We start from the raw sequence: 26,895 nt of genomic DNA, 5'->3' as shown, positions 1-26,895 counted from the left end.
AAATGAAGGCACTTTATCTCAGCCATCCGCAGGTGCGGATCGATCCGGAAGTGCCGACCCCACTCTGGGGGCTGTCCGAAGAGGGGCGGCAGAGAGCGGAGGCGTTTGCGGCCCGCCGGATCGTTCCGGCGGGCACTTTCGTGTTTTCGAGCCGGGAGGCCAAGGCGCTGGAGCTGGCCGAGATTGTTGCGGCGCAGGCGGGAACGCCGGTACTGGCGGATCACCTGATGGGCGAGAACGATCGCAGTTCTACCGGCTTTTTGCCGCCAGAACTGTTCGAAGCGGCGGCGGACCGGTTCTTTGGCGAGCCGGACACGAGCGTTGATGGCTGGGAGCGGGCGGTGGATGCGCAGGGGCGGATCGTCGAGACCGTGCTTGCCGCGCTCAAAAGCGTGCCGCCAGATACTTCAGCGATTTTTTGCGGGCATGGGGCAGTGGGGACATTGCTAAAGTGCCATCTCGGCGGGCGAAGAATTGCGCGCAGCGAGGACCAGAGCCGGCATGGCCACCGCGGCGGCGGCAATGCTTTTGTGTTCGATGTGGCGGGCACGGTGCTGCACAGCGAATGGATGGCGATGGAAGACCTGCCGGACGCGTGGTGGCGCTAGGCTTTTTTGTCGCTGAGGGCAAAAAGCTCGAGGGCGTCGGCCAGGGCTTCGGTCAAACGATCGAGGCGGGCCGGATCGGTTTCGAGCTGGCGCAGGCGATTGGGGCCGGCGAGCGGAACGGCGCTTACGAGGTCGAGACCCTTTTGCGTAATGGCGACCAGGCGGGCGCGGCGATCGCGCGGATCGGTGCGGACGACGCAGAGGTCGAGACGGCGGAGTTCGTCGATCGATTGACCCAATGTGGCCGCGTGCATGTCGAGGCCTTTTCTGAGGGCTGCAAGGGCCATGTGGGGGCGCTCGGCCAGCGTGTGGAGCACGGCGAGCTGCAGGCCAGTAATGCCGTGGCGCTGCTTGAGGTCGAGATGGAAGGCGGCGATGGCGGAATCGAGCCGCATCCAGGCGACCAGGGTGGAAAGGGCCTGCTGCTGCATTTTTCTTTCTGAAGGCAAATGAATCCGGCGTCTTATGGCGGCATAGGATTCTTGCCGCAAGGTACTATGCCGGCATAGGAGCCGCGATTTGGTCTTGCCCCGGGGCCTGCGATATGCGACCCCAACCCAAATCAGCGACAGAAGGGATTTTGCCATGGCCGGCCATTTGATCGTGGGGCTCGATGTTTCGTCCCGCGCCCGCGCCGAGGAAATCGTCACTGCGCTGGGCGATACGGTCGAATATTACAAGATCGGCTACCAGTGCTTTTATGGCGCCGATGGTTTTGCGCTCGGCAAGGATCTCATTGCGGCGGGCAAGAAGGTGTTCTTTGACCTCAAACTGCTCGACATCGACAATACGGTTGAAAAGGGCGTGGCGGCGATTGCTGCGACCGGCGCCGCGATGCTGACGGTCCATGCCTATCCCAAATGCATGCGGGCGGCGGCCAAGGCGGCGGCGGGGTCGGACCTCTGTGTGCTGGGGGTGACGGTGCTCACTTCCATGGACGATGCCGATGTGAAAGACGCTGGCTATGAGCGCGATGCGGCGGGACTGGTGGCGCTACGCGCGCAGCAGGCCAAGGAAGCCGGGATCGGCGGGATCGTTGCCTCCTCCCATGAGGCGGAAATGGCGCGGACTATTTTAGGGCCAAAAATGGCGATTGTGACGCCGGGCATTCGTCCGGCAGGCGCGGCTTTGGGTGACCAGAAGCGCGTGATGACGCCGGCCGAGGCGCTCGCTGTCGGCGCGAGCCATCTGGTGGTGGCGCGACCGATCATCGACGCGCCCGATCCGGCAGCGGCGGCGCGGGCGGTTCTTGCGGAGATGGCAGGCAGCGGAACGAGGCTGGCGTAATGCGCTATTCGGCCTGTATCGAAATGCTGTTCGTGCCGGAGACACCTGATCCGGTGGAGCGCGTGCGCCTTGCCAAGGCGGCGGGTTTTGAGGCGGTGGAATTCTGGCGGTGGTCGAATAAGGACCTCGATGCCATGGAGCGGGTTCTTGGGGAGACTAGCGTCAAGCTTGCGGGGATCGTGGCCGAGCCGTTTGCCGAGCTGACGCGCGAAGGGGATCATGACCGGTTTCTTTTGGGGCTAGAAAAGAGCCGGGATGTGGCGCTGCGGCTTGGGGCGGATGTTCTCATTTGCCAGTCGGGGCCGCTGCTGGCCGGGATCGAGCGGGCGCGGCAGCATGAAGATCTTACCATTGCCATGCAGCGTTCGGCCGAGGTGTTGCGGGGGTCCGGCGTAAAGCTGGGGCTTGAGCCGCTCAATGATCGCGTTGATCATCCGGGGTATTATCTCACGAGCACCGTTGAGGCGCTCGATATCATGGATGCGGTGGATCGGCCCGAGATCGGGATCACCTATGATCTCTATCATTCCATGGTGATGGGCGAGGTGCCCGAAGAGGTTGTCGGGACACGCGCAAAACACATTGTGCATGTGCATGTGGCCGATCATCCGGGACGCAACCAGCCGGGGAGCGGGGGGCTCGATTTGACGCGGCCACTGAAGTGGCTGCAGGGGCAGGGCTATGATGGCTTTGTCGGGCTGGAGTTCCGGCCGACGGCGGGGACGGATGCGGCGCTGGCGCAGATGCGGGCGAGCCTCCCGCAGTAGTCCTCATGGTGAGGTGGGCGGCGCAGCCGCCCCTCGAACCACGAGGGCGTGAAACCAAGGCATCGAGGCACACCCTCGTGGTTCGAGGCTTTGCTGACGCAAAGCACCTCACCATGAGGGTTACTGGGCGCGCGGGGCTATGGCGGATTGTTAGCCCGCCAACCCATGTTCCCGGCTCAAATCCTGCAAGTCCAACTGCGGCCTGGCGCCGATGTGGGAAATGACTTCCGAGGCGGCGAGACAGCCGGTCTTGAGGGCGGATTCGAGGTTTTGACCGCGGGCCATGCCGAGGAGGAAGCCCGAGGCGAAAAGGTCGCCGGCGCCGGTGGCGTCGACCACTTCGTCGATGGGGAAGGCGGGCACGGAGACGACTTCGCCATTGTATACCGCCATAGCACCCTCGGCGCCCATGGTGATGGCGGCCAATTCGGCGTCCTGGGCGATGGCGCGGACGGCTTCACCGAGATCGTCGGTTTCATAGAGCGATTTCAGCTCGTGGACGTTGGCGAAAACGTAGTCGATCGTTTTGGAACGAATGAGATCCAAAAATTCGGCGCGGTAACGGTCGACGCAGAATGGGTCCGACAGGGTGAAGGCGGCCGCGCGCTCATGCTTGTGGGCATAGTGGGCGGCGAGGACGAAGGCCTTTTTGGCTTCCACCGGGTCCCACAAAAAACCTTCCATATAGGTGATGGCGGCGCCGCCGATTTCGTCGGGGCGGATATCGGCTTCGGTGAGCTGGTGGCAGGCGCCGAGATAGGTGTTCATGGTGCGCTCGGCTTCCGAAAGGAAGATCATCGAGCGGGCCGTCAGCGCGCCGTTCTTGAGGCGCGAGGTGTTGTAGTAAACGCCGATGGCGTCGAGGTCGCTTTCAAAAACATCGCCCAAGGGGTCGTCTGCCACTTTTCCCACAAAGGCGGCGCGGCCGCCGAGCGAGGCGACGCCGGCGGCGGTATTGGCAGCGGAGCCACCGGAAATCTGCTGCCGCGTAAGAGGCATCTTTGAATAGAGGTCCTCGGCGCGATCGGTATCGATCAGGTGCATGATCCCCTCCTTCATGCCTTCGCGCTCGATGAAGCCGGGCTCAACCGGAGCGATGATGTCGACAATGGCATTACCGATCGTCAGCACGTCGAAGCGGGTCTGGGTCATGCGGGCAGTCCGGGATGAGGAAAATCGGAGAGGGTTTAGCGCAGGCGGGGGGCGGGGGCAATGTTTTGGGATTTTTGGGCCTTCTCTCATGCACGGCGTCATTCCCGCGAAAGCGGGAATCCCCTGCGCGAAACAGAGATCCCCGCTTTCGCGGGGATGACACCGTGGAGTTGGGGAGCCCGTGGAGCCCGAGAAACCCGCTACAAACTCCCAATGATCTCCGCGATCAGCGCTTCGGTATCTTCGCCGGCTCTGAGCGCGATTTGACCATCGAGGAGGAGAATGGACAGGCCGTGGACTTTGGCCCAGGCGGCGAGGGCTTTTATGCGGCCGGTCTGCATGTCGCCGCCGACGAGGTGGCGCAATGTATCGAAGGCGGCATCGGCAGCCATGCGGAGGCCGGGGCGGCCGTCTTTCTTGAGCTGGGGCGAGAACATCAGGCGGAAGAGATTGGCGTTGCTGAGGGCAAAGAGGACATAGGTCTTGCCCATGGCGGCCATGGGGTCGGCCGGATCGCTTGAGGCCACGGCTTCCATGGCGGCTGAGAAACGCTGGAAGCCGGTGACGGCGAGCGCTTCGAGAAGGGCAGCACGCGAATCAAAATGGCGATAGGGCGCGGCCGCCGAGACGCCGACGGCGCGCGCCAGATCGCGGAGGCCAAGACCGGCTTCGCCGTCTTTTTCCAAAATGATCAGCGCGGCTTCGAGGAGGGCTTGGCGCAGGTTACCGTGGTGATAGGGCGCGTTTACTGATGTTGACATTGTTTACATGAAAGGAATAGATGTGAGCACCGTTAACACCTGGTCGAGGACAGGGCAATGGATTGGTCTCTGATATTGGCTTGCGCGCACCACCTGGCGGTGTTTTCGCTGGTGGGGATTTTTGCGGCCGAGTTTGCGCTGTTGCGGCCGGGGTTGGGCGGGACGAGGCTCGGGCAATTGGCGCGGCTGGATGCGGCCTATGGGGCTGTGGCCGGGCTCGTCATCGTCGTCGGGATTTTGCGGGTTTGGCTGGGCGGTGTCGATCCCGGCTATTATCTCGGCAACCACGCCTTTTGGGGGAAGATGGCGGCCTTTCTGGTCTTGGGGCTGCTGACGATCCAGCCGACTATGGCGATCAGGCGTTGGGCGAAGGCCGGGGCGGGGGTTGCCGATTATGTGGTGCCGGTTGGCGAGATCGGGAGGAGCCGCCGGTTCGTGCATCTGCAGGCGGGGGTGCTGGTACTGATCCCGCTCTTCGCGGCGGCCATGGCGCGGGGCTATGGGAGCTAGGCCGCCCTCGGCAGCGGGGTCTTTGGTTCGAACAGACACCATTCGCTGATCGGGCAGCGCCAGCATTCGGGCTTTCTGGCTTTGCAAATGTAGCGGCCGTGGAGAATCAGCCAGTGGTGGGCGTGGAGCATGAACCGTTCGGGGATCTGCTTTTGCAGCGCCTGTTCCACCGCCAGCGGGGTCTTGCCGGGGGCGAGGCCGGTGCGATTGCCGACGCGGAAGAGATGCGTATCCACGGCAATGGTCGGCTGCTTGAACCAGATATTGAGGACCACATTGGCGGTCTTGCGGCCGACCCCGGGCAGGGCTTCGAGCGCTTCGCGATTGTCGGGGACCTCGCCGCCATATTGGTCGAGGAGGATCTGGCTTAAAGCAAAAACGTTCCTGGCCTTGCCGCGATAAAGGCCGATGGTCTTGACGAGTTCGGTGATCTCGTCGACGCCCAGCGCCACCATGGCGGCGGGCGAGGGGGCCAGTTCGAAGAGGCGCTTGGTTGCCTTGTTGACGCCCGCATCGGTCGCCTGGGCGGACAGCACCACGGCAACCAGCAGGGTATAGGCGTTGATATAATCGAGTTCGCCCTTGGGCTCGGGCTCGATCTCATGAAAGCGCTCGAAAATGGCCTCGGCCTGCGCCCGGTTCAGCTTTTTCACTTTTTTAGGACTTGGCATTCTCTCGACCCCGAATCTCTGCCAATATTTCAGGGCGAGTCGATCATGCCAATGCAAACCAGCACAACGACCAGTCCTCTGTTTTCGGCCACCCTGCGGCCGGACAGATCGCTGCGCGCTGCCGGCGGCTGGATCGGCCTTGCCGCGGCCGGGCTTTTGGGCCTGCCCTTCCTTGTCGCCGTGCCGGAATTTCTGCTGCCCGGCATTCTCGGCTTTGCCATTGCCGGGGGGGCGCTGACCGCCTTTTCGGTGCGGCAGGCGCGGCGAGCGCGCCTCATCGAGCAAATCACCGTCTGGCCCGACCAGATCGAACTCGTCACCGCCGGTCCCGGCCAGGAGCGGCAGATGCGCCGGCTCGACCCCAAGACGGTACGGCTGGTGCTGACGCGGGACGAGGACGAGCGCACCATGGCCGTTCATCTCAACCAGGGGGCCGAGCGCATCGAAATCGCGGCTTTCCTTGCGATCAATGACAAGGCGAGTTTTGCCCGGGCCTTTGGACAGGCGCTGCGCAAGGCGCGCCAGGGCTGAATTTTGGCCTGTCTCCGGCAATCCGGACCACTTTCGCAAGACTTGCCTCAGCGTCAAAACCGGGTCGCGCGCGCTTTCCGCCGGGCCTAAAAAGGGCAAAAGCTCAATTGAAAGATACGGCCATGAACCAGCTTGCCCATATCGCCCCGGCCAGCGACTACGACACCATTCGCGCGGCCATTCGCTATCTCAGCGAGAACGGTCCGGATGCGACCGATCTCGGCAAATTTGCTCGCGCGCTCGGACTGACCGAGCGGCAGCTGACCGATCTCTTCCGGCGCTGGTGCGGGCTTTCGCCCAAAAGCTTTGCCCAGGCGGTGGCGCTCGACCATGCCAAATCGCTGCTGCGCGACAAGGCGAGCGTGCTCGATACGACCTATGAAGTGGGGCTGTCTTCCACCTCGCGCTTGCACGATCTCTTCGTGACCTATGAAGCCATGCCGCCGGGCGTGTTTCGCGCCGGGGGCGAGGGCATCGACATGTTCTGGGGCGCGGCGCCTTCGCCTTTCGGGCTCGCGGTGGTGACGGCGACCGAATATGGCATGTCCGGACTGGGCTTTGCCGATGCGGATATGAGCGTCGAAGAGGCTTTTGCCGATCTCGCCAATCGCTGGCCCAAGGCGCGGTTTACCCGGAACGATGCGCGGATTGCCCCCATGGTGGCGCAGGTGTTCGAACCGGGCCGCTGGTCGCCGGACCATCCGGTGCGGGTGGTGCTTATCGGCACCGATTTTGAGGTCAAGGTCTGGGAGACGCTTCTCAAGATTCCATGCGGGAAGGCGGTCACCTATTCCAGCGTCGCCAATCATATCGGGCGGCCGACGGCCTCGCGGGCGGTGGGTGCGGCGGTTGGCAAAAACCCGATCAGTTTCGTGGTGCCCTGCCACCGCGTGGTCGGCACTTCGGGTGCGCTGACGGGCTATCACTGGGGCGTGCCGCGCAAGCGGGCGATTCTGGGCTGGGAGGCCGGAGTGATTTCGGCGGCGCACTAAAGAAAAACGCGGCCCGAGGGCCGCGTTTCACGTGAATCCTACAATCAGAAATCAGAGCTTCAACCGCTCGACCAGCTTCCCGTCGGGGCCGATCTTGTAGACCGTCGGTTCGCCCGTAGCGATTTCGCGGGCCAGGATTTCGTCTGGCGTAAGACCTTCGATGGCCATGACCAGGGCACGGAGCGAATTGCCGTGGGCGGCGACGAGGACGGTCTTGCCCGCTTTCAGCTGCGGCAGGATTTCGGCTTCGTAATAGGGCAGGGTGCGGGCCGCGGTGTCCTTGAGGCTTTCGCCGCCCGGCGGGGGAACGTCGAAAGAGCGGCGCCAGATGAGCACCTGCTCTTCGCCCCATTTGGCGCGGGCATCGTCCTTGTTGAGGCCCGAGAGATCGCCATAGTCGCGTTCGTTAAGCGCGACATTGCGGGTGATCGTCACATTGAGAATGCCCATCTCTTCGAGAATGAGGTCGAGCGTGTGCTGGGCGCGGCGCAGGGCCGAGGTGTAAAAGAGGTCCGGCGCGAATTTTTGCGCCTTGAGCGCCCGCCCCGTCGCGCGCGCTTCGCCTTCACCCTGCTCGGTCAGGTTGGGATTGCGCCAACCGGTGAAGAGATTTTTGAGGTTCCATTCGCTCTGGCCATGACGGACCAGGATCAGTGTACCGGACATTTTTTATCCTTAAGAACTAGTCGTTGAGGCCGAGGACGTCGGCCATGGTGTAGAGACCTCTTGGCTGATGGACGGCCCAGAGGGCGGCGCGGACGGCGCCATTGGCATAGATGGTGCGGTCTTGCGCGCGGTGGTTAAGCTCGATGCGCTCGGAGGGGCCGGCGAGGATGACCATGTGGTCGCCGATGACATTGCCACCGCGGAGGGTGGCAAAGCCGATAGTGCCGAATTCACGCGGGCCGGTATGGCCATCGCGGACCCGGACGGAATGGTCTTTCAAGGAAATATTGCGGCCCCTGGCTGCGGCTTCGCCGAGCAGAAGAGCTGTGCCAGAGGGGGCGTCGACTTTGAGGTTGTGGTGCATCTCAAGCACTTCGACATCGTAGTCGGGAAGGGCCTGGGCCGCCTTCTCGACGAGGACGGCGAGCGCCACCATGCCGGGGGAAAAATTGCCTGACTTGACGATGCGCGCGCCGGCGGCCCCAGCGGCGGCGATTTCAGCGTCGTCGGCTTCCGAGCAACCGGTGGTGCCGATGAGATGGACGAGGCCCCTGGTCGCGGCAAGCTTTGCGAGGGCGACGCTGGAGGCGGGCGCTGTGAAGTCGATGATGACGTCGGCCTGATCGAGTAGCGCGGTAACATTGTCGGTGACGGTGACACCGAGGGCGTCGATGCCCGCAAGCGTGCCGGCATCCTTGCCGATCGAGGACGCGCCGGGGCGATCGACTGCGCCGACGAGTTTGAGACCGGCGCTCGCTGCCACTGCTCTGATATTGGCTGATCCCATGCGGCCGCCGGCACCGGCGACAATGGTTCTGAGCTCGGTCATGCCTCGTCTCCAAATATAGTCGTGAACGCCTATATCAGTGCCACGACCAGCCGCCAACTCCATGCGGCGATTGGCGATTGCTTCGCAATCGACACAATCGGCCGGAGTCTCTAGGCTGAGCCTCAAAGCGAAAAAACGGACCCGCAATGACCATCACTAATGCGCTGGCCGGCATTGCCGTCGAAAGCCTCTCGGAATCTCTCGTCTGGTACGAGTATCTGTTCGGCCGGAAGGCCGATGCGCGGCCCATGGCCGATGTCGCCGAATGGAAGCTGCCGGGGGGCGGCTGGGTGCATGTGGCAACCGATGCCGATCGGGCCGGGGCGAGTGTTCTCACCCTGATCGTCGATGATATCGCCGACGAGCTGGGGCGGCTCGAAATGTTCGGGATCAAGCCGGTGGCCAAGGCGATCGGCCATTTTTTCAGCACAGCGAAACTGCGGGATCCGGACGGAAACCTGATTGTCCTGAGCCAGCCGCAGCAGGGGACGTATTAGGTCTCTCTGGTCGGCCCATCGCCCCGAAGACCTCATCCTGAGGCGCGTAGCGAAGCGTAGCCTCGAAGGGCGAGGTCGAGCGAGTGGAGGTCTCTGCGACACGCCCTCGTGGTTCGAGGCTTTGCTCCGCAAAGCACCTCACCATGAGGGCTACTGGGGGCGAGCTGTCAAACCCGGCGCAGGCTCACGTTCTCGATCAGATGATCTCTACCCTTTTTGAGAATCAAGTCCGCGCGGCCGCGGGTGGGCAGCACATTGTCGACGAGGTTGCGCAGGTTGATGGAGCGCCACACCTGGCGGCCGAATGTGCCGGCTTCTTCTTCGCTCATTTCGGCGAAGCGGCGGAAGAAGGAGGTGGGGTCCTTGAAGGCGGTTTCGCGCAGGCGGAAAAAGCGCTGCATGAACCACTCTTCGAGGTCGTCATTGTCGGCGTCGATATAGACCGAGAAATCGATGAAATCCGAAGCAAAGACAATCGGCCGGCCGGTCTTGGGCAATTCGCCGGGCTGAAGAATGTTGAGGCCCTCGACGATGAGAATATCGGGGCGATCGACGGTGATCTCCGTGCCCGCCACGACGTCATAGACGAGGTGAGAATAGACCGGGACTTTGACATTGGCCTTGCCCGATTTGATATCGGCCAGGAAATTGACGAAGCGGGAGCGGTCGTAGCTTTCGGGAAAACCCTTGCGCTCCATCAGGCCTTTTTCGGTCAGCACGGCATTGGGATACAAAAACCCGTCGGTGGTGACGAGATCGACGCGGGGCGTCGACGGCCAGCGCGAGAGCAGGGTTTGGAGGATACGGGCGGTGGTCGATTTGCCCACCGCCACCGAGCCGGCGACGCCGATGATGAAGGGGACTTTCAAGCCATGCGGCGTTTCGAGGAAGCGCGACTGCACATTGTGGAGGCCCTGGATGGCCTCGACGTAATAGGAGAGGAGCCGCGAGATCGGCAGATAAACCTCTTCGGCCTCTTCCAATGAAATCGGATCGGTGAGGCCGCGCAGGCGATCGATATCGCTCTGGTCGAGCGTCATCGGCTGACCGTCGCGCAGCTTGCTCCATTCGGCCTTGGTGAAGTGGTGATAGGGATTGAGCGCGGAAGAACGGGACGCCATTATTTATTGTCCGATCGGGAGGCTTTTTCGGCAAGGCCGGACTGAGCGGTGCGCGCATCAAGTTCGGCCAGGACTTCGCCGAGGGGCACACCAGCGGATTTCAGAACCACCAGCAGATGGAAAAGCACGTCGGCCGATTCCTTGACCAGTTCTGCCCGGTCGCCGGTGACGGCGGCGATGACGGCTTCGGTCGCTTCCTCGCCCAATTTCTGCGCGGTCTTGTTCATGCCGCGCGAAATCAGTTTTGCGGTGTAGCTCTCCTCGGGGGAGGCGGCAGCGCGAATGGCGATGCGGGCTTCGAGTTCTTCAAGGGTCATTCTTGTCTCCCCAACCACCGCTTGTCATCCCGGCACTGAGCCGGGATCCATCTTGAGATCTCAGGATGGGCCCCGGCCTGCACCGGGGTGACATTCAGTGGTGGCTTCCGGTTTTTAGGCTCAAGCCGCAGCTGCATCCATGCGCATCTGGATGCCATGATCCACCATATAGCGCTTGGCTTCGGGAATCGTAAAAGTGCCGAAGTGGAAGATCGAGGCGGCAAGCACCGCGCTGGCGTGGCCCTCGATGACGCCATCGACGAGGTCCTGCAGTTTACCGACGCCGCCCGAGGCGATGACGGGGACCTCAACCGAATCGGCAATGGCGCGGGTGAGTTTCAGGTCAAAGCCGGACTTGGTGCCGTCGCGGTCCATGGAGGTCACAAGCAGTTCGCCGGCGCCGCGCTCGACCATTTTGGCGGCAAATTCCACGGCATCGAGCCCGGTCGGTTTGCGGCCACCATGGGTGAAAATTTCCCATTCGGAGCGATTGTCGCCGCCGACTTTTGCGTCGAGCCGCTGCTTGGCATCGACGGAAACGACGATGCACTGATTGCCAAATTTATCCGCCGCGCGGGCGATGAAATCGGGATCGCTGACGGCGGCGGAATTGATCGCCACCTTATCGGCGCCGGCGAGAAGCAGTTTTCGAATATCTTCGATCGAGCGCACGCCGCCGCCGACGGTGACGGGCATGAAGCAGCGTTCGGCGGTGCGGGCGACGACGTCAAAGATGGTGTCGCGGCCTTCGTGGCTGGCGGTGATGTCGAGGAAGGTCAATTCGTCGGCGCCGGCGGCGTCATAGGCCATGGCAGCCTCGACGGGGTCGCCGGCATCGATGAGGTCGACGAAGTTGACACCTTTTACGACGCGGCCGCCGGCTACATCGAGGCAGGGAATGATGCGGGTTTTCAGGGTCATGAGCGTTTGCCCTTCTGCATCTGCCCCCAGGCGATGCGGTGAATGATGAGGCTGGCGAGCCAGACGAAAAAGGCAGCGCCGCCGAGCGGGATCGTCGCCAGCATGAACCAGCCCAGAACGAAAAGCGTATAGAGCGTCGGTCCCCAGTCGGCGCCGCCGATCATGCAGGGATTAACGCCTCCCTCGTTGACGTAACAGCCATTGCTGTCGGCAATGAAGGTGGCGGCGAGAACGGAGAGCACCGGCGCAAAGGCAAAGAGCGCGATGACGGCGAGAAAGAGCCAATAGGCCCACCAGGGAAATTTGGCAGGCCGGGTTTCGCTCACGCCGCAGCCCTCAATTTTGCCAGTGCTTCACGTGAATCAATTCTTCCATCGTAAAGCGCGCGACCGGAAATGGCGCCTTCGAGCACTTGGTATTCGGGGCGGGTCATGCGCTCGATGTCGTCCATCGAAGCGAGGCCGCCAGAGGCGATGACCGGAATGGAAGTCGAGCGGGCGAGCTCGAGGGTCGAGTCCCAATTGATGCCGGCGAGGATGCCGTCGCGGTCGATATCGGTATAGATGATGGCGGCGACGCCGGCGCCTTCGAAACGCTTGGCGAGTTCCGCGATCGACAGCTCGGAGGTTTCGGCCCAGCCTTCCACCGCCACCATGCCGCCCTTGGCGTCGGTGCCGACGGCGACCTGGCCGGGCCATTTTTTGGCGGCTTCTTTGACGAGCTCGGGATCGCGCACCGCGACAGTGCCGAGGATGACACGGGCGAGGCCCTTATCGAGCCAGGCTTCGATATGGTCGAGCGTGCGAATGCCGCCGCCGAGCTGGACGGGGAATTTTACGGTCTTCAAAATCTGCTCGACAGCGGCGCCATTGACGCTCTCGCCGGCAAAGGCGCCGTTGAGATCGACGACGTGCAGATATTCAAAACCCTGGTCTTCGAAGCTCTTTGCCTGGGCGGCGGGGTCGTCGTTGAAAACGGTCGCCTGATTCATGTCGCCGAGTTTGAGGCGGACGCACTGGCCGTCTTTTAGGTCGATGGCGGGGAAGAGGATCATGGCTTCGGGCTCCGAGCGCGTGGCCCCACCCCCTCCCGGCCTCCCCCATCAAGGGGGAGGTGAAGGGATGGTGTGTGAGGCAAGGATGTGCCCGTGGCACAGGACAGCACCTCCCCCCTTGTGGGGGAGGCTGGGAAGGGGGTGCTCACGGCGACCACCGGAGGAAATTCTCGATCAGCTTCAATCCAAGAGCCTGCGATTTCTCGGGATGGAATTGCGTCCCGAAAATATTGTCGCGGCCGATGCAGGCGGTCACCACGCCGCCATAGTCGGTGGTGGCGAGAAGGTGCGCCGGGTCATCGGGGAGGAAGTGGTAGGAGTGTACGAAATAGGCGTGCAGCCCATCCGGACCGGTGGGGATACCGGCAAGCAGGGCGTGGGGTTTGGTCACCGATATGGTGTTCCACCCCATGTGCGGAATCTTCAAATTTGGATCGGCCGGCTTGATCTTTTCGACGGCGCCGGGGATCCAGCCGAGACCTGCCGTGATCACCTTCTCGCGGCCTTCGCTGGCAAGCAGCTGCATGCCGACGCAGACGCCGAGGAAGGGCGTGGTGCCGCGGATGACGCGCTCTTCGAGAACTGCCGTCATACCGGCGACGGCATCTAGACCGGCTTTGCAATCGGCGAAGGCGCCGACGCCGGGGAGCATGATGCGATCGGCGCGGCGGACCTGTTCGGGGTCGGCGGTGACGATGATTTCAGGCCCATTCGTCAGTGCGGCGGCGACACGCTCGAAGGCATTGGCGGCGGAGCGCAGATTGCCCGCGCCATAGTCGATAATGGCAACAGTGCTCATGGACGGGATTCCATAACGGCGAGACGGGCGAGGTCGGCATCGGCGGCAACGCGGTGGCCAAGCGAGGCAAGGCCGCGGCGTTTCAGCGCTCGACGCTCGGCGCCCGGCGCGGCAAAGCCGCAGGCAATGGCGAGGAGAATATAGAGCCAGATTGTGGCGTCGGGACCGAGATAGCGCGCGCCAAAAATCAGCGCGGCAAGGCCGAGGACGAAAAGGCCCAAGAGATCCCAGTGTCGATGAAGCAGCGCATGGACAGGCGGCAAGAGGGCCGAGAACCAGGAAAAGCGCTCGGAGACAGCCACGGGCAGGGCGGTCGGATCATCGACGGAACGATAGAGGGCGAAGAGGGTCACGGGGAACTCCCAGGACGGAATGAGGTCCACTTAGTGCAAAATGCACGATGGGGGAAGGGCGGCATCCCAAGAGGCCTCATGGTGAGAGCGCCGACACTTGGGTGCCACGCCCTCGTGGTTCGAGGCTTCGCTTACGCTCCGCACCTCACCATGAGGGCTACTGGGGAAGGGGGTTGCCCGAGACCGACGCTTAGAGCGTGCCCTTGGTGCTCGGGACGCGATCGGCCTGGCGGGGGTCGATTTCGAGAGCATCGCGGAGGGCGCGGGCGACAGCCTTGAACATCGACTCGGCCAGATGGTGGTTGTTGTCGAAGTAGAAATTTTCCACGTGCAGCGTGATGCCGGCATTCATGGCGAAGGCCTGGAAGAACTCGCGGAAAAGTTCGGTGTCGATGTCGCCGATCTTGTCTTTGGTGAACTCGGCCTTGAAGACGAGGAAAGGGCGGCCGGAGACGTCGAGGGCGGCGCGGGTGAGCGTGCCGTCCATGGGCAGGTCGCAGGAGGCATAGCGGCGGATGCCCTTCTTGTCGCCGATGGCTGCCTGGATGGCCTGGCCTAGCGCAATGCCGACATCTTCCACCGTGTGGTGGAAATCGATGTGGAGGTCGCCCGTGCAGGAGACATCCATGTCGATGAGCGAGTGGCGCGAGAGCTGGTCGAGCATGTGGTCGAAGAAGCCGACGCCGGTTGCCATTTTGTGCGCGCCGGTGCCGTCGAGATTGATCGAGACTGATATCTCGGTCTCGTTGGTCTTGCGGGCGATGGTGGCGGTGCGCATTGCAAATGTCTCCGAGGATCGGGGCTCACTAGCAGATATGCATTAATGCATAAAGATAGCGTTGCAGGCGGAGCCATGGGCGACGGTTGCAAACCGGGCCGAGGCTCCTAAATATCACTCAACAGTTCGGAGTATTTTCCCAAATGAGTGACAGTGCATTTCCCGGGTGGCACGGGACGACCATCGTTTCCGTGCGCAAGGGCAACAAGGTTGTCGTCGCTGGCGACGGCCAGGTTTCCATGGGCCCGACGGTAATGAAGCATACCGCCAAGAAAGTGCGCCGGCTTGCCGGTGGCAAGGTGATCGGCGGCTTTGCCGGTTCGACCGCCGACGCTTTTACCCTGTTTGAGCGGCTCGAAGGCAAGCTGGAACAGTATCCGGACCAGCTGATGCGCGCCGCCGTTGAATTGGCAAAAGATTGGCGGACGGACCGGTATCTGCGGAAATTGGAAGCCATGATGATCGTGGCGGACAAGACCGACACGCTGGTTCTTACGGGCACGGGCGACGTGTTGACGCCGGACCATGGCGTGATCGCCATTGGCTCGGGCGGCAATTATGCGCATTCAGCGGCTTTGGCCCTCCATCAGGCGACTGAGCTTGATGCCGAAGATATCGCGCGCCGGGCCATGAAGATCGCGGAGGAAATCTGCGTCTATACCAATGGCAATGTCACACTTGAAACCATCGAGCTCTAACCGTGACCTTCTCCATTCGGCGGCTGACCAAGGATGATATGGCGGCATACCGGGCCGTAAGGCTCGATAGCCTTCGCGATCATCCTGAAGCCTATGCCAGCACTTATGACAGTGCTGTCGGCAAACCCGATGCCTTCTGGCGCGAGACGCTGGAAAAACTGTCGCTGTTCGGCGCCTTTGCCGAGGACGGGCAGCTTGTTGGCCTGGCCGGCTTCTTTCAGGAAGCCGGCGACAAGGACAAGCATCGGGGTTGGCTGATCCAGATGTATGTCCGACCAGCGCTACGTGGCAGTGGCTGCGCAGTGTCATTGGTTGAAACCATCCTCACCTATGCCAAGGGCCGGGTGATGCAGGTCCATCTGGGCGTATGGGACGAAAACCCCGCCGCCATCCGGTTCTATGAAAAGACCGGCTTTCATATTTATGCCAGCGACCCCCGTGCCTACTTCTGGGGCGGACGGTTTTATGGCGATCATTTGATGGTGCGCTATCTCGATGAGGCACCAGGAAAGACAAGCAATGAGTGAAACCAATTTTTCGCCGCGCGAAATCGTCTCGGAGCTGGACCGCAATATCGTCGGCCAGCATGACGCCAAGCGCGCCGTGGCCGTGGCGCTGCGCAATCGCTGGCGCCGGCAGCAGCTTCCTCCCGAGCTGCGGCGCGAAGTGACGCCCAAGAATATCCTGATGATCGGGCCGACCGGCGTCGGCAAGACCGAGATTTCGCGACGGCTGGCTCGATTGGCGCAGGCGCCGTTCGTGAAGGTGGAAGCGACCAAGTTTACCGAGGTCGGCTATGTCGGCCGCGACGTTGAGCAGATTGTTCGCGACCTCGTTGAGGCGGGGATCACCGTCCTGCGTGACAATCGCCGGCGCGATGTGCAGGCGCAGGCCCATCACAATGCCGAAGAGCGGGTGCTCGATGCACTGGTCGGGACATCGGCGACACCATCGACGCGCGACTCGTTCCGGGCCAAGCTGCGGAAAAACGAACTCGACGACAAGGAAATCGAGATCGAAATGCAGCCCGCGCCCAACACGGGCGGGTTCGAAATGCCGGGCATGCCCAATGGCGGCATCGGCATGATCAACCTTTCCGACATGTTCAAGCAGGCGATGGGCGGGCGCGGGGTCAAGCGCAAGGTCAAGGTGAAGGACGCCTATGAGCCGCTGATCGCCGAAGAGGCGGACAAGTTGCTCGACCAGGAACAGCTCAAGACCGAAGCCATCGAGCTCGTCGAAAACCACGGCATCGTCTTCATCGACGAGATCGATAAGGTGGCGGCCCGCGAAGGTGGCGTTTCCGGTGGGCCATCGCGCGAAGGCGTACAGCGGGACCTGCTGCCGCTGATCGAAGGCACGACAGTTGCGACGAAGTATGGGCCGGTGAAGACCGACCATATCTTGTTCATCGCTTCGGGCGCGTTCCATGTGAGCAAGCCTTCGGACTTGCTGCCCGAATTGCAGGGTCGCCTGCCGATCCGGGTCGAACTGAAGGCGCTTACCCGCGAAGACTTCATTCGCATCCTCAACGACACCGAGGCGAGTCTCGTTCGCCAATATGTGGCGCTGATGGGGACCGAAGGGGTCACGCTGAGTTTTACGACGGATGCCATTGAAGCGATTGCCGATGCGGCAGTGAAGGTCAATGACAGCGTCGAGAATATCGGCGCGCGGCGGTTGCAGACGGTGATGGAACGGCTGGTCGAAGAGATTTCCTTCGATGCGCCGGATAGAGCCGGGCAGGCGATCGAGATCGACGCGGCTTTTGTGCGCGACAGAGTTGGCGAGCTGGCCAAGGATACGGATCTGAGCAAGTTCGTGCTGTAGGGCGCGAAAGCACCATCGACAAACACGACGTCATCCCCGCGAAAGCGGGGATCTCTTTTTGTGGGGCCGAAACGGGGATTCCCGCCTTCGCGGGAATGACATCGTGGGTGGGGGGGCCTCTGATCTGCCTTCTCCCCTTGCGGGAGAAGGTGCCCGAAGGGTCACCGAATTTGTATTTGCGAATTTCGGTCGGGATGAGGGGTATTCTTGCGGTCTATGCAAGCTCCTCTGCGGAGGCCCGGCCATTTGAGCATAGCTCAAATGGCTTTCTCGCCTAAATTTGCTCCACTGGAGCAAATTTGCCCTTCGGGCCGGCTCAAAACCCCTCACCCCGACCAATTTGCTGAACGCAAAGTTGGTCTGTCCCTCTCCCTCAAGGGGTGAGGGGTCACCGAATTCGCTATAGCGAATTCGGTTGGGGCCGGTGGTCTACCGCTTCTTCCCCGCGCGCTTCACCAGTTCATCGCGCAGGAATTTGAGATCGTCCGGCTCCAGCCGGTCGATATTGTCGCGCAGGCGATTGGTGAATTCGGTGGCTTCGGGGGTGAGGCCGCCGGTGTCGATGGTGACTTTGGGATCGGAAATTTCCGCGAGGCGCTGCAGTTCTTCGGCTTCGTCCCAGATGACGTTGAAGAAGGCGATGATGCGGTGGAGCAGAAAACTCGTGGGCTGGCCGCGGCGGCCGTGTTCGAGGGCTGAGAGATAGGCACTCGAGACGTTCAAAGCCGCTGCCATTTCTTTGAGCGAAATACCGCGGGCTTCGCGCAGGGCCCGGAATTTGGCACCAAGCGGGGTCATGGGCGACGCAGACGCACATACCAGGCGCCCTCCCCACCATGGCCGCGGGCGGCAAGGCTCCAGCCGGATATCAGGTGCGAGAGGCCCGGCTCGGAAAGCCAGATGGGCAGCATGGTGCGCAAGATACCGCGCTCGGTCATAGCCGAAACATAGTCGTTTTCGGTTTTCGTGCCCTTGCCGGTGATCACCAGCAGGGTGCGATCGCCGCGGGCAGCGCGGGCGCCGATATAGCGGCGGAGGGTTTCGCGGGCTTCAAACTGGGTCATGCCGTGAAGATCGATCGTGCCATCGATTTCGATACGGCCGCGGCGAACCTTTTTGTGGATGGCCGGATCGACTGACTTTTCGACCACTTTTGCCGGCTGGATCGGCGCTTGATAGGGCGCGAGGAAGGGCTGTTTTGGTTTGCCCATCCTCGGCGGCGCTTTGATGGCCGGGGCCGGTTCGGGCTCGGGAATGGGCAGGGTGCCATGGCCGAGTTTTAAAAGGCCCTTGCGGCGCAGGGGTTCGACTGTCTCGGACACGGTGGTCCAGAGATGAAAATCGTGCGGCAGGCGCCTGGCGTCGCGCTTGGACATGGAAGGGCCTGCCGAAGGATTTAGTCGAGCTGGCTCGTGGTGATGACCTTCCAATTGGGATCGCGCGATTTTGGATTGCGCGCAAAGGTCCACTCATCAGCGATGGTCTGCACCTGATCGGCATTGCCTTCGACGAGGTTACCGTCCTTGTCGCGAATGGCCGAAACGACCTCGGCGTGGAAATCCACCGTGATCAGGATGTTTTTCTTGTCATATTCGGCATTGACGATGGCGACCTTGGGCAGGCCGACAAAAGTAAACTCGTTCTTGTGGCCGGCGGCCTCACGCTCGGTCAGGGCGCGGGCAAAGCTGTCATAAACATCCTTGTCGAGGAGGTTTTTGAGGGTCTGGCGGTCGCCTTCGGCAAAGCCGGTGACGATCATCTCATAGGCTTGCTTGGCGCCTTCGAGGAAGGATTTGGGGGTAAAAGTCGGGTCGGCTTCGACAACGGCGCGAAGGCCGGTAGCGAGATCGGCATTGCCGGCAGCGGCCTGTTCGATCTCGGCTTCGGTCTTGCGGGCGCGGCGTTCATCGTCGAGATCAGGCGCATCGGCGGCTCGAGGACGGATCGGCACGACCGTTTCGTCGGCGTTGGCGGCTTTCTTCTCGGTCTGCGTCGAACGGGAGCGATCGACGGGCGGGCGCTCAGTGCCGGTCCGCGTTCCCAGGACCGAGCGGAGGCGGAAGAGCACGAAAACCGCGACCACGATGGCGATGAGAGTAGGCAGATCGAGAAAATCGTCCATGAATCGGTGCACCTGAGTAGTTGGGCGCTCGCCGAGCGCTTTTGTCGTTCCTATATATAGGGAAAGCTTTAGCTCAAAACCAGTTCACACAAGGTAGCGCGATTTGCCGCGCCCTTCACAAACAAAGGATGACCCGGTTGCTCCGCTTCATTCCCCTTCTTCTTCTGGCCCTGCCGCTTATCGAAATTGCCCTGTTCATCCTCGTCGGCCGCGCCATCGGCGTCTTGCCCACGCTGGGTCTCGTCATCCTTGCCGTTGTTGTCGGCGGTTTCGTATTGCGTCAACAGGGCCTCGGCGTCCTCAACCGCATGCGGACCAATATGAGCACCGGCACGCTGCCGGGGCAGACCTTGTTCGACGGCATGTTGCTGGCGGTGGCGGCGGTGTTGCTGATCATTCCGGGGTTTCTCGGCGACTTCATCGCCGTGCTGCTGCTTTTGCCGCCGGTGCGCGCCTGGCTCTACAAGACGCTGACGCGCAATGTGAGAGTGGTCGAGACTACGGCGAGCTATCGTCATGGCGCGGATCCCACCCCGCCCAATCTCAAAGGGCCCGGAACGATCGACCTCGATGGGGATGACTGGCAGCGCAAATAGCGCTGCAAAAAGCCTCTTTGCTTGTCCCAATCGGGCAAAGATGCTAGCCACCCGCAGGATTGTTCCAACCGGAATATAAGGGAACCAAAGATGGCCGAAGAAAACGAAGGCGCAGCAGCGACCCAGCCCGGCACCGCGCCCAGCATGAACCTTGTGGGTCAATATGTGCGCGACCTTTCCTTCGAAAACCCCGGCGCGCCCGGCTCGATCATGGCAGGCGGCGGCAATCCGGCGTTCAATGTCTCGATCTCGGTTGGCGTCAAGAAGCAGGCCGACGACCTCTATGCGGTCGAATTGAACCTCAAGGCCAAGGCCAATCGCGAGGAAACGCTGCTGTTCAACGTGGAACTGGTCTATGGCGGCGTCTTCCGCCTCAAGAGCATTCCCGAAGCCCAGCTCAGCGGCCTTCTCATGGTTGAGTGCCCGCGCCTGATCTTCCCGTTTGCCCGCCAGGTGCTGGCCAATGTCACCCAGCAGGGCGGCTTCCCGCCGCTGATGATGGAGCCGGTCGACTTCATGGCGATCTACCGCCAGAACCTTGCCGCGCTTGCGGCCAAGCAGCAGGAAGGCGGCGCCGCTGCCGCGCCAGCAACCGATCTGCCGAACTGATTTTTTCGCGATTTTTGGATTTGAAGAACCCCGGCGTGAGCTGGGGTTTTTTGTATTTTCGGAAGTATCGGTAATCCTCATGGTGAGGTGCTTTGCGCAGCAAAGCCTCGAACCACGAGGATGTGGCGCGAGCGTCGGAGGCACGCCCTTGTGGTTCGAGGGTCGGCTACGCCGTCCACCTCACCATGAGGGCTACTGGCAGCCCCGAGCGTTATTCGGCCGCCTCGACCTCGGCATATTGGGCCCAGATCGCCGTTTCACCCATTTTGCCGACAAAGGCTTCGTGGGCTTCTGCTTCGGCAAGCGAAATGCGCGAGGGCAGGGGTGTCGGGCGGGGCAGGGCGGCGATGCGGGTTGCCAAAGCGTCACTGCCATCGCTTTCGACTTCGGCCATCAGCGCCAGGCTCACCTGCTTGCCGCCGATAAGCTCGAGATAGACCTCGGCAAGGATCTCGCTGTCGAGCAGAGCGCCGTGGAGCGTGCGGCGGGAATTGTCGATGCCATAGTGCTTGCAGAGCGCGTCGAGGCTGACGCGGGCGCCCGGGTGCTTTTTGCGCGCCAGCATGACGGTATCGATGACTTCATTGTCGAGCGTGCGGAGGCCGGCCCGGACAAGCTCGGCATTCAAAAAGCCCATATCGAAGGGGGCGTTGTGAATGATGAGCCGCGCGCCATCGACAAAGGTGCGAAATTCTTCGGCCAGCGACGCGAAAAGCGGCTTGTCGGACAGAAATTCCTCGCTCAGCCCATGCACGCGAAACGCCTCTTCGGGCATGTTCCGCTGGGGGTTGATATAGACGTGAAAATTCTTGCCCGAGGGAATGTGGTTGATCAGTTCGACGCAGCCGATTTCGACAAGCCGGTCGCCCTCGGCATGGGAAAGCCCGGTCGTTTCAGTATCGAGGACGATTTCCCGGATCATGTTTTTGGTCCCTTGGCCTTGAGGTCGGCGATCAAAGCGGCGACTTTGGCGTCGATTTGGTCGCGCGGAAGCGCTGTGTCGAAGAGATAAGTCGCGCGCTTCTTCTTTTCATCCTGCGGCATCTGCCGGGCAAGCAAGGTGTCGCGCTTTTCCACGGTCATGCCGGGCCGGGCCATGATCCGTTCATTTTGGATTTTTGGGTCGACGAAGGTCACGGCAATGGCGTCAAAGCCATAGTCATAGCCGCTCTCGAAGAGCAGGGGCACTTCCACTACCGCGGCGATATGGCCCGCAGCTTCGGCGCTATCCATGAATTGGGCGATCTTTTGCCGGACCAGCGGATGCACGACCGCTTCCAGTTTTTTGAAATTTTGCGGATCCAAGGCGAGGCGCCGAGCCAATTCCTGCCGATCGATTTTTTGGTCTTTTTTGACGCCGGGAAAGAGCGCTTCTACCGGGCCGACGGCTTCGCCTTCATAGAGCGCGGCGACAGCGGCGTCGGCGGAGAAGGTCGGAACGCCGACTTTTTCGAAGGCAGCAAGCAAGGTTGATTTTCCGGTAGCGATCGATCCCGTCACCCCGATCCGCCACATGGTCAATGACCCAATGTCGCTTCGATGCGGGCGCGGAGGGCCGGTGTCACGTGCGGCCGTACGCCGAACCAATCGGCAAATCCGGGCACGGCCTGATGCAGCAGCATGCCCAGACCATCGACGATTTTCAGATCATGAGCCTCCGCGTCGGCGAGGAGAGGGGTAATAAGCGGGGTATAGACGATATCGGTAACGAGCGTCGTTTTTGGCAGCAGGCTCATGTCGAGCCAGTCGAAGCGGCTGCCATGCATGCCGATGGAGCTGGTGTTTACGACGATGCCGATTTTGGACGCAAGGGCGGCGAAGGCGTCAAAGCCGTGGGCCTCGAAGGGCCCATGGATTTCTTCGACCAGCGCCTCCGCATTGGCCAGCGTGCGATTGAGCACATGCACCTGTCCGCCATTGCGTTCGCGCAGGGCGACGAGAATGGCGCGGGCGGCGCCACCGGCGCCAATGACCAGCGCATCGCGCGGACCATCCGACCAGCCGGGTGCCGCGGCATCGAGATTGCCGAGAAAACCGAGATAGTCGGTATTGTAGCCGTGTACCCGTCCATTGCGGACAACGAGCGTGTTCACCGCGCCGATGGTTCTGGCGAGATCGTCAACGCTGTCGCAAAGCGCGAAAACCGCTTCCTTATGCGGGATGGTGACATTGCCGCCGGCAAATTCCCCGGATCGCAGGCGCTCGAAGAAGGCCGGGAGATCGGCGGGCGCCACATCGATGGCTTCGTAGGAACCGTCAATGCCGTGTTCGGCGAGCCAGGTACCATGAATGAGCGGCGAGCGCGAATGGGCGATGGGGTGGCCGATGACGAATGCTTTAGTGGTCACGTTGATCAGGCCCCGAGGGAAAGCAGCTCCGGAGCGATATCGCGCAAGGCGCCGACGAGGGGCAAGAGCGGCAGGCCGAGAATCGTGAAATAATCGCCCTGAATGGTCTCGAAGAGCCGAATGGACGGACCTTCGAGACGATAGCCGCCGACGGCGGTTAGCGCGGCGGCGCCTTCAAGATCGAGCACCAGGTCGCGTTCCTCGGGAGAAAACTGGCGCATGGTCAATTCGGCAGTTTCGATATCGGACCAGAGCAATTCGCCATTCCGTACCAGAGCGACGGCGGCATGGAGCCGGTGGGTCTTGCCGGCGAGATGGTCGAGCTGGCGCGCGGCATCTTCCCTTGAGGAAGGCTTGTGGAGCAATTCGGTGCCCAGAGCCAAAGTTTGATCGGCGCCGATCACATAGGCGTCAGGGTGCAGTTTTGAGACCGCTTCGGCCTTGGCCCTGGCGAGAAGGCCGGCGAGATCACGCCCATCAGCACCACTCCCCAAAGCCTGCGCTTCGAGGGCGCGTTCATCCACATCGGCCGGGATAACGGAAAAGGAAAAAGAGGCCTTTTCCATCAAGGCTTTACGGGTCGGACTGGAGGAGGCGAGGATCAGCATGGAACCAGTTTTTCCACACTGTCATCCCCAGCTCAAGGCCGAACTGGGGGAAAGACTCGTAACTTTGCCAAGAGGCGAAACTTGTTCGACCTATTCGATAAAAAGTTAACAATTCCTTTCCGAGGGTGTCGGAGGGAGCCTGGGGGAATCTATGGGGATAAGTTGAAATCGGGGAAGGAGCTTTTCACACCCCTCGTCCACAGGCAAAAGCGAATCGTTGACTCGGGAAAGGCCCTGTTAAGGCCTTCTTAAACTCCGTTAACGGGCAAGGCCAGCAGTGCGTGCCACAGATGTTAACAGAGCGTTAACGTTGAGCTGCGCGCAAGTGCCGCCGCGCGCCCAGATTGTGGAGCGCCATGAATTGCGGATAAACACCGCCATAAAGAAGAAGATAGGAAGACTAAGAGTCTCTTTTGGGTTTTCGAAGGGGACGAAAGGGTAAGCTCGGTGACCAAGAAAAGATTGCTCGCGACAGTGCTGGGAGAACGCCAGGACACCCCGCCCATGTGGATCATGCGACAGGCCGGACGCTACCTCCCGGAATATCGCGCGCTCCGGGCCAAGGCCGGCAGTTTTCTGGACCTATGCTATAATCCAGACCTGGCGACGGAAGTGACGCTGCAGCCGCTTCGCCGGTTCGATCTCGATGCCGCGATCCTCTTCTCCGACATTCTGGTCATCCCCGATGCCCTCGGGCAAAAAGTGCGCTTCGAAGTGGGCGAAGGACCAAGGCTCGAGCCCTTAGCGGCAAAAGATGTAGATCGACTTGAGCGCGGCGGGGCTTTGGATCATCTGGCGCCCGTGCTGGAGACCGTGCGCCGGCTGCGAGCGGCACTGGCTCCTGAAAAGACGCTGATTGGGTTCTGTGGCTCTCCCTGGACGGTTGCGACCTATATGATCAATGGTCAGGGTTCGCCCGACCAATGGGTGGCGCGACGCTTTGCCCTCGAACATCCCGAAGCCTTTGCCAAACTGATGGATGTGCTGGTTGAGACCAGCGTCGATTATCTGGTGGCGCAGCTGCAGGCGGGTGCCGATGTGGTGCAGCTTTTTGAAAGCTGGGCGCTCAATCTCGACGATGCGGCTTTTGAAACGCAGGTAATTTCACCCAATCGCCGCATTGTCGAAGGTGTACGTGCAAAAGTGCCCAATGCGCCTGTCATCGGGTTTCCACGCGGCGCGGCCGGGAATTTGCGGCGCTATGCCGAAAAAACCGGCGTCAATGCGCTGGGTCTCGACTATGCGACGCCGCTTTCCTTCGCTGATGAATTTTTGCCAAAAAACCTGCCGGTGCAGGGTAATCTCGATCCGCTGCGACTGGTGATCGGTGGCAAGGCGATGGAAAGCCAAGTGATCGAGATCAAGGCGGCGTTTGCGAAGCGCCCGCATATTTTCAATCTCGGCCACGGCATTGTGCCCGAAACCCCGATCGAACACGTTGAGCGGCTCGTCGAGCTGGTGAAAAAGGGCTAGTTGCAAAAATGTATGAATGGGTGAAGGCGCTGCATGTCATTTCGGTCATCGCCTGGATGGCCGGCATGCTCTATCTGCCGCGGCTTTTCGTTTATCACACCAAGGCTGAAATCGGCTCGGTGCAGTCCGAAACCTTTAAAATTATGGAGCGGCGGCTTCTCAAGGGGATCATCAACCCTGCGATGATCGCGACCTGGATTTTTGGGCTGACCGTGCTCCATCTCGGCGGCGTCGATTGGGGTTCGGGCTGGCCCTGGGCCAAGGCGGCCATGGTGCTTGGGATGAGCGGCGTGCACGGCATTCTGGCAGGGCACCAGAAACGCTTTGCCCGTGACGAGAATGTCAAAGAGCAAAAGTACTTTCGGATCATCAATGAAGTGCCGACGGTGCTGATGATCGGCATTGTCATCATGGTGATTGTGAAGCCGTTTTAGGGTGGGGCTATCGTGGGCTGGGCCATTCGCGCATAGCGCTCATGGCCTTCTCAGCTTGAAAGGCTCCACCGGAGCCTTTCATCCGCTTTGCGGAACGCCTCGAAGTTTCACGTGAATCCGGCGAAATCGTCATTGCGTTCCTGTTCCATCTTGAAACGGCGCAATGATCGCGCTAAATGAGGCCATCAAGCATCCTTCCTCAGGCGCGGCCGATTCCGGCGCTGCGCGGTGCATTCCCCAAAAATACAATCCCTCCTCTACGATTTACCCCAAGGGTCCATCGCATCCATGCAGAATATCAAGCTCAGTGAGCTGAAGGCCAAATCCCCGGCCGAATTGCTGGCGTTCGCCGAAGAACTCGAAGTCGAGAATGCTTCGACCATGCGCAAGCAGGAGTTGATGTTCGCCATTCTCAAGGAATTGGCTTCGCAGGACATCGACATCGTCGGTGAGGGCGTGGTCGAGGTCCTGCCAGATGGCTTTGGCTTCCTCCGCTCTCCTGACGCAAACTACCTTCCGGGCCCCGACGATATCTATGTCAGCCCCAGCCAGATTCGCCGCTTCGGCCTTCGTACGGGCGACACGGTCGAGGGCGAAATTCGCTCTCCCAAGGAAGGCGAGCGCTATTTTGCGCTGCTTAAAGTCAGCACGATCAATTTTGAAGACCCAGAGGCCATTCGCCACAAGGTCAATTTCGACAATCTCACCCCGCTCTATCCCGAAGAACGGCTCCGCATGGAGATGCCCGATCCGACTTTGAAGGATCGTTCGGCCCGGCTTCTCGATCTCGTGGCGCCGCTCGGCAAGGGTCAGCGCGCTCTTATTGTTGCTCCTCCGCGTACTGGTAAGACGGTATTGTTGCAAAATATTGCACAATCCATCGCCACCAATCATCCGGAATGCTACCTCATTGTTCTTCTTATTGACGAACGTCCCGAAGAAGTGACGGACATGCAGCGCTCTGTGCGTGGCGAAGTCATTTCATCCACCTTTGACGAACCGGCATCGCGCCACGTTCAGGTCGCCGAAATGGTGATCGAAAAGGCCAAGCGCCTCGTCGAGCACAAGCGCGACGTCGTCATTCTCCTTGATTCCATCACGCGTCTCGGCCGCGCCTACAACACGGTTGTTCCAAGCTCGGGCAAGGTTCTTACGGGCGGTGTCGATGCCAATGCCTTGCAGCGGCCAAAACGCTTCTTTGGTGCGGCGCGTAACATCGAAGACGGTGGTTCGCTGACGATCATTTCGACGGCGCTGATCGATACCGGTTCGCGCATGGACGAAGTGATCTTTGAAGAATTCAAGGGCACCGGTAACTCGGAAATCATCCTTGATCGCAAGGTTGCCGACAAGCGCATCTTCCCCGCGCTCGACATCACCAAGTCGGGCACGCGCAAGGAAGAGCTTCTTATTGAACCCGACATTCTCAAGAAGATGTATGTGCTGCGTCGTATTCTTAATCCGATGGGCACGATCGACGCGATGGAATTCCTCATGGACAAGGTCCGCCAGACCAAGACCAATTCGGATTTCTTCGATTCGATGAACACCTGATCGAACAAC

Annotated in this window: 36 protein-coding genes; 15 read left to right on the top strand and 21 right to left on the bottom strand. The window is 61.2% G+C overall.

Translation table 11 applies throughout. The annotated features are described in order from the left end of the window. The first annotated feature begins 2 nt into the window (after positions 1–2). A complete protein-coding gene (locus ASD83_RS19210) occupies positions 3–608 on the top strand; it encodes a histidine phosphatase family protein (protein WP_056313984.1) in 606 nt (201 codons plus the stop codon). Here the strand turns inward: ASD83_RS19210 and ASD83_RS19205 are convergent. Beyond that, positions 605–1,039: a MarR family winged helix-turn-helix transcriptional regulator gene (locus ASD83_RS19205; RefSeq protein ID WP_056313983.1), complete on the bottom strand. Its 435-nt coding sequence runs from the start codon at positions 1,037–1,039 to the stop codon at positions 605–607. The two genes, ASD83_RS19210 and ASD83_RS19205, sit on opposite strands and share 4 nt — an antisense overlap. Positions 1,040–1,193: 154 nt before the next feature. Here ASD83_RS19205 and pyrF point away from each other — a divergent pair, with 154 nt between their 5' ends. After that, positions 1,194–1,895, top strand: a complete 702-nt coding sequence (pyrF, locus tag ASD83_RS19200) for an orotidine-5'-phosphate decarboxylase (protein WP_056313980.1) — start codon at positions 1,194–1,196, stop codon at positions 1,893–1,895. Further along, on the top strand, positions 1,895–2,662 hold the full coding sequence (locus ASD83_RS19195; RefSeq protein ID WP_056313978.1) for a TIM barrel protein: 768 nt from the start codon (positions 1,895–1,897) through the stop codon (positions 2,660–2,662). The genes pyrF and ASD83_RS19195 overlap by 1 nt, the downstream gene beginning before the upstream one ends. A 150-nt stretch (positions 2,663–2,812) precedes the next feature. Here ASD83_RS19195 and ASD83_RS19190 read toward each other — a convergent pair whose 3' ends face one another. Then, positions 2,813–3,814 (bottom strand): adenosine kinase, encoded by a 1,002-nt coding sequence (locus ASD83_RS19190; protein ID WP_056313976.1) that lies wholly within the window; start codon positions 3,812–3,814, stop codon positions 2,813–2,815. Between the two features lie 200 nt (positions 3,815–4,014). Beyond that, positions 4,015–4,575 carry a TetR/AcrR family transcriptional regulator gene (locus ASD83_RS19185; protein ID WP_056313974.1) on the bottom strand — a complete coding sequence of 187 codons (561 nt, stop codon included), beginning with the start codon at positions 4,573–4,575 and terminating at the stop codon, positions 4,015–4,017. A 57-nt stretch (positions 4,576–4,632) separates the two neighbouring features. Between ASD83_RS19185 and ASD83_RS19180 the strand changes: the two genes are divergently transcribed. Next, positions 4,633–5,085, top strand: coding sequence for a DUF2214 family protein (locus tag ASD83_RS19180; protein ID WP_056313972.1), 453 nt, complete (start codon positions 4,633–4,635; stop codon positions 5,083–5,085). Here ASD83_RS19180 and nth read toward each other — a convergent pair. Beyond that, the gene (gene nth, locus ASD83_RS21405; RefSeq protein WP_056313970.1) at positions 5,082–5,756 is read right to left on the bottom strand and encodes an endonuclease III; all 675 of its coding nucleotides are present in this window, start codon (positions 5,754–5,756) and stop codon (positions 5,082–5,084) included. The genes ASD83_RS19180 and nth overlap by 4 nt on opposite strands. Positions 5,757–5,807: 51 nt before the next feature. Between nth and ASD83_RS21400 the strand changes: the two genes are divergently transcribed. Beyond that, entirely contained in the window at positions 5,808–6,287 is a 480-nt protein-coding gene (locus ASD83_RS21400; protein ID WP_056313968.1) for a DUF2244 domain-containing protein, read from the top strand. 122 nt (positions 6,288–6,409) lie between these two features. Beyond that, positions 6,410–7,279, top strand: a complete 870-nt coding sequence (locus ASD83_RS19165) for a methylated-DNA--[protein]-cysteine S-methyltransferase (protein WP_056313966.1) — start codon at positions 6,410–6,412, stop codon at positions 7,277–7,279. Positions 7,280–7,330: 51 nt separating this feature from the next. On the opposite strand, the gene ASD83_RS19160 is transcribed toward ASD83_RS19165, so the two are convergent. Beyond that, on the bottom strand, positions 7,331–7,945 hold the full coding sequence (locus ASD83_RS19160) for a 2,3-bisphosphoglycerate-dependent phosphoglycerate mutase (RefSeq protein WP_056313964.1): 615 nt from the start codon (positions 7,943–7,945) through the stop codon (positions 7,331–7,333). A 16-nt stretch (positions 7,946–7,961) separates the two neighbouring features. Next, positions 7,962–8,774, bottom strand: coding sequence for a 4-hydroxy-tetrahydrodipicolinate reductase (gene dapB / locus ASD83_RS19155; RefSeq protein WP_056313962.1), 813 nt, complete (start codon positions 8,772–8,774; stop codon positions 7,962–7,964). Between the two features lie 146 nt (positions 8,775–8,920). Here dapB and ASD83_RS19150 point away from each other — a divergent pair, with 146 nt between their 5' ends. Then, positions 8,921–9,271, top strand: coding sequence for a VOC family protein (locus ASD83_RS19150; protein ID WP_056313959.1), 351 nt, complete (start codon positions 8,921–8,923; stop codon positions 9,269–9,271). Between the two features lie 167 nt (positions 9,272–9,438). Here ASD83_RS19150 and coaA read toward each other — a convergent pair whose 3' ends face one another. The 8 genes from coaA to hisB all read right to left on the bottom strand — a co-directional run bounded on the left by coaA (position 9,439) and on the right by hisB (position 14,614). Further along, positions 9,439–10,392, bottom strand: a complete 954-nt coding sequence (coaA, locus tag ASD83_RS19145; protein WP_056313957.1) for a type I pantothenate kinase — start codon at positions 10,390–10,392, stop codon at positions 9,439–9,441. Beyond that, positions 10,392–10,709 carry a phosphoribosyl-ATP diphosphatase gene (locus ASD83_RS19140; protein ID WP_056313956.1) on the bottom strand — a complete coding sequence of 106 codons (318 nt, stop codon included), beginning with the start codon at positions 10,707–10,709 and terminating at the stop codon, positions 10,392–10,394. The genes coaA and ASD83_RS19140 overlap by 1 nt, the downstream gene beginning before the upstream one ends. A 120-nt stretch (positions 10,710–10,829) precedes the next feature. After that, positions 10,830–11,630: an imidazole glycerol phosphate synthase subunit HisF gene (gene hisF / locus ASD83_RS19135; RefSeq protein ID WP_056313955.1), complete on the bottom strand. Its 801-nt coding sequence runs from the start codon at positions 11,628–11,630 to the stop codon at positions 10,830–10,832. Continuing rightward, entirely contained in the window at positions 11,627–11,956 is a 330-nt protein-coding gene (locus ASD83_RS19130) for a hypothetical protein (protein ID WP_056313952.1), read from the bottom strand. The genes hisF and ASD83_RS19130 overlap by 4 nt, the downstream gene beginning before the upstream one ends. Then, a complete protein-coding gene (gene hisA / locus ASD83_RS19125) occupies positions 11,953–12,684 on the bottom strand; it encodes a 1-(5-phosphoribosyl)-5-[(5-phosphoribosylamino)methylideneamino]imidazole-4-carboxamide isomerase (RefSeq protein WP_056313951.1) in 732 nt (243 codons plus the stop codon). Before hisA ends, ASD83_RS19130 begins: the two co-directional genes overlap by 4 nt. 145 nt (positions 12,685–12,829) lie before the next feature. Further along, a complete protein-coding gene (gene hisH / locus ASD83_RS19120; RefSeq protein ID WP_056313949.1) occupies positions 12,830–13,483 on the bottom strand; it encodes an imidazole glycerol phosphate synthase subunit HisH in 654 nt (217 codons plus the stop codon). After that, positions 13,480–13,836 carry a hypothetical protein gene (locus ASD83_RS19115; RefSeq protein ID WP_156386053.1) on the bottom strand — a complete coding sequence of 119 codons (357 nt, stop codon included), beginning with the start codon at positions 13,834–13,836 and terminating at the stop codon, positions 13,480–13,482. Before ASD83_RS19115 ends, hisH begins: the two co-directional genes overlap by 4 nt. 190 nt (positions 13,837–14,026) lie before the next feature. Beyond that, positions 14,027–14,614, bottom strand: coding sequence for an imidazoleglycerol-phosphate dehydratase HisB (hisB, locus tag ASD83_RS19110; RefSeq protein ID WP_056313945.1), 588 nt, complete (start codon positions 14,612–14,614; stop codon positions 14,027–14,029). A gap of 143 nt (positions 14,615–14,757) precedes the next feature. On the opposite strand from hisB, the gene hslV reads away from it, so the two are divergent. The 3 genes from hslV to hslU are packed head-to-tail and all read left to right on the top strand — an operon-like array spanning position 14,758 to position 17,142. Next, positions 14,758–15,312, top strand: a complete 555-nt coding sequence (hslV, locus tag ASD83_RS19105) for an ATP-dependent protease subunit HslV (protein WP_056313943.1) — start codon at positions 14,758–14,760, stop codon at positions 15,310–15,312. Between the two features lie 2 nt (positions 15,313–15,314). Further along, a complete protein-coding gene (locus ASD83_RS19100; protein WP_056313941.1) occupies positions 15,315–15,839 on the top strand; it encodes a GNAT family N-acetyltransferase in 525 nt (174 codons plus the stop codon). Further along, the gene (hslU, locus tag ASD83_RS19095) at positions 15,832–17,142 is read left to right on the top strand and encodes an ATP-dependent protease ATPase subunit HslU (RefSeq protein ID WP_056313939.1); all 1,311 of its coding nucleotides are present in this window, start codon (positions 15,832–15,834) and stop codon (positions 17,140–17,142) included. The genes ASD83_RS19100 and hslU overlap by 8 nt, the downstream gene beginning before the upstream one ends. Positions 17,143–17,571: 429 nt before the next feature. Here the strand turns inward: hslU and ASD83_RS19090 are convergent, their stop codons facing one another. The 3 genes from ASD83_RS19090 to ASD83_RS19080 are packed head-to-tail and all read right to left on the bottom strand — an operon-like array spanning position 17,572 to position 19,264. After that, on the bottom strand, positions 17,572–17,940 hold the full coding sequence (locus tag ASD83_RS19090) for a helix-turn-helix domain-containing protein (RefSeq protein ID WP_056313937.1): 369 nt from the start codon (positions 17,938–17,940) through the stop codon (positions 17,572–17,574). Next, the gene (locus tag ASD83_RS19085) at positions 17,937–18,518 is read right to left on the bottom strand and encodes a Smr/MutS family protein (RefSeq protein ID WP_056313935.1); all 582 of its coding nucleotides are present in this window, start codon (positions 18,516–18,518) and stop codon (positions 17,937–17,939) included. The genes ASD83_RS19090 and ASD83_RS19085 overlap by 4 nt, the downstream gene beginning before the upstream one ends. Positions 18,519–18,538: 20 nt before the next feature. Beyond that, complete coding sequence (locus ASD83_RS19080; protein WP_056313933.1) at positions 18,539–19,264, bottom strand: Tim44/TimA family putative adaptor protein; 726 nt, start codon at positions 19,262–19,264, stop codon at positions 18,539–18,541. 128 nt (positions 19,265–19,392) lie between these two features. On the opposite strand from ASD83_RS19080, the gene ASD83_RS19075 reads away from it, so the two are divergent. Together ASD83_RS19075 and secB are read left to right on the top strand one after the other, a co-directional pair. Further along, a complete protein-coding gene (locus tag ASD83_RS19075; RefSeq protein WP_056313931.1) occupies positions 19,393–19,860 on the top strand; it encodes an FxsA family protein in 468 nt (155 codons plus the stop codon). Between the two features lie 90 nt (positions 19,861–19,950). Further along, a complete protein-coding gene (secB, locus tag ASD83_RS19070; protein WP_056313928.1) occupies positions 19,951–20,469 on the top strand; it encodes a protein-export chaperone SecB in 519 nt (172 codons plus the stop codon). Positions 20,470–20,680: 211 nt separating this feature from the next. On the opposite strand, the gene dnaQ is transcribed toward secB, so the two are convergent. The 4 genes from dnaQ to ASD83_RS19050 are packed head-to-tail and all read right to left on the bottom strand — an operon-like array spanning position 20,681 to position 23,425. Continuing rightward, on the bottom strand, positions 20,681–21,388 hold the full coding sequence (gene dnaQ, locus ASD83_RS19065) for a DNA polymerase III subunit epsilon (protein ID WP_056314070.1): 708 nt from the start codon (positions 21,386–21,388) through the stop codon (positions 20,681–20,683). Then, positions 21,388–21,984, bottom strand: a complete 597-nt coding sequence (gene coaE, locus ASD83_RS19060) for a dephospho-CoA kinase (protein WP_056313926.1) — start codon at positions 21,982–21,984, stop codon at positions 21,388–21,390. The genes dnaQ and coaE overlap by 1 nt, the downstream gene beginning before the upstream one ends. 2 nt (positions 21,985–21,986) lie before the next feature. Next, entirely contained in the window at positions 21,987–22,826 is an 840-nt protein-coding gene (locus ASD83_RS19055) for a shikimate dehydrogenase (RefSeq protein WP_056313925.1), read from the bottom strand. After that, positions 22,823–23,425, bottom strand: coding sequence for a Maf family protein (locus tag ASD83_RS19050; RefSeq protein ID WP_056313923.1), 603 nt, complete (start codon positions 23,423–23,425; stop codon positions 22,823–22,825). Before ASD83_RS19050 ends, ASD83_RS19055 begins: the two co-directional genes overlap by 4 nt. A gap of 447 nt (positions 23,426–23,872) precedes the next feature. Between ASD83_RS19050 and hemE the strand changes: the two genes are divergently transcribed. The 3 genes from hemE to rho all read left to right on the top strand — a co-directional run bounded on the left by hemE (position 23,873) and on the right by rho (position 26,886). Further along, on the top strand, positions 23,873–24,898 hold the full coding sequence (gene hemE, locus ASD83_RS19045) for a uroporphyrinogen decarboxylase (RefSeq protein ID WP_056313922.1): 1,026 nt from the start codon (positions 23,873–23,875) through the stop codon (positions 24,896–24,898). A gap of 8 nt (positions 24,899–24,906) precedes the next feature. After that, a complete protein-coding gene (gene hemJ, locus ASD83_RS19040; protein ID WP_056313920.1) occupies positions 24,907–25,332 on the top strand; it encodes a protoporphyrinogen oxidase HemJ in 426 nt (141 codons plus the stop codon). A gap of 288 nt (positions 25,333–25,620) precedes the next feature. Continuing rightward, positions 25,621–26,886 carry a transcription termination factor Rho gene (gene rho, locus ASD83_RS19035; protein ID WP_056313918.1) on the top strand — a complete coding sequence of 422 codons (1,266 nt, stop codon included), beginning with the start codon at positions 25,621–25,623 and terminating at the stop codon, positions 26,884–26,886. Positions 26,887–26,895: the final 9 nt, after the last annotated feature.

The sequence above is a fragment of the Devosia sp. Root685 genome (genome assembly GCF_001427875.1).
Classification (GTDB): Bacteria; Pseudomonadota; Alphaproteobacteria; order Rhizobiales; family Devosiaceae; genus Devosia.
Note: the sequence above shows the minus strand (reverse complement) of the source record. Positions and strands in the feature narration are given on the sequence as shown.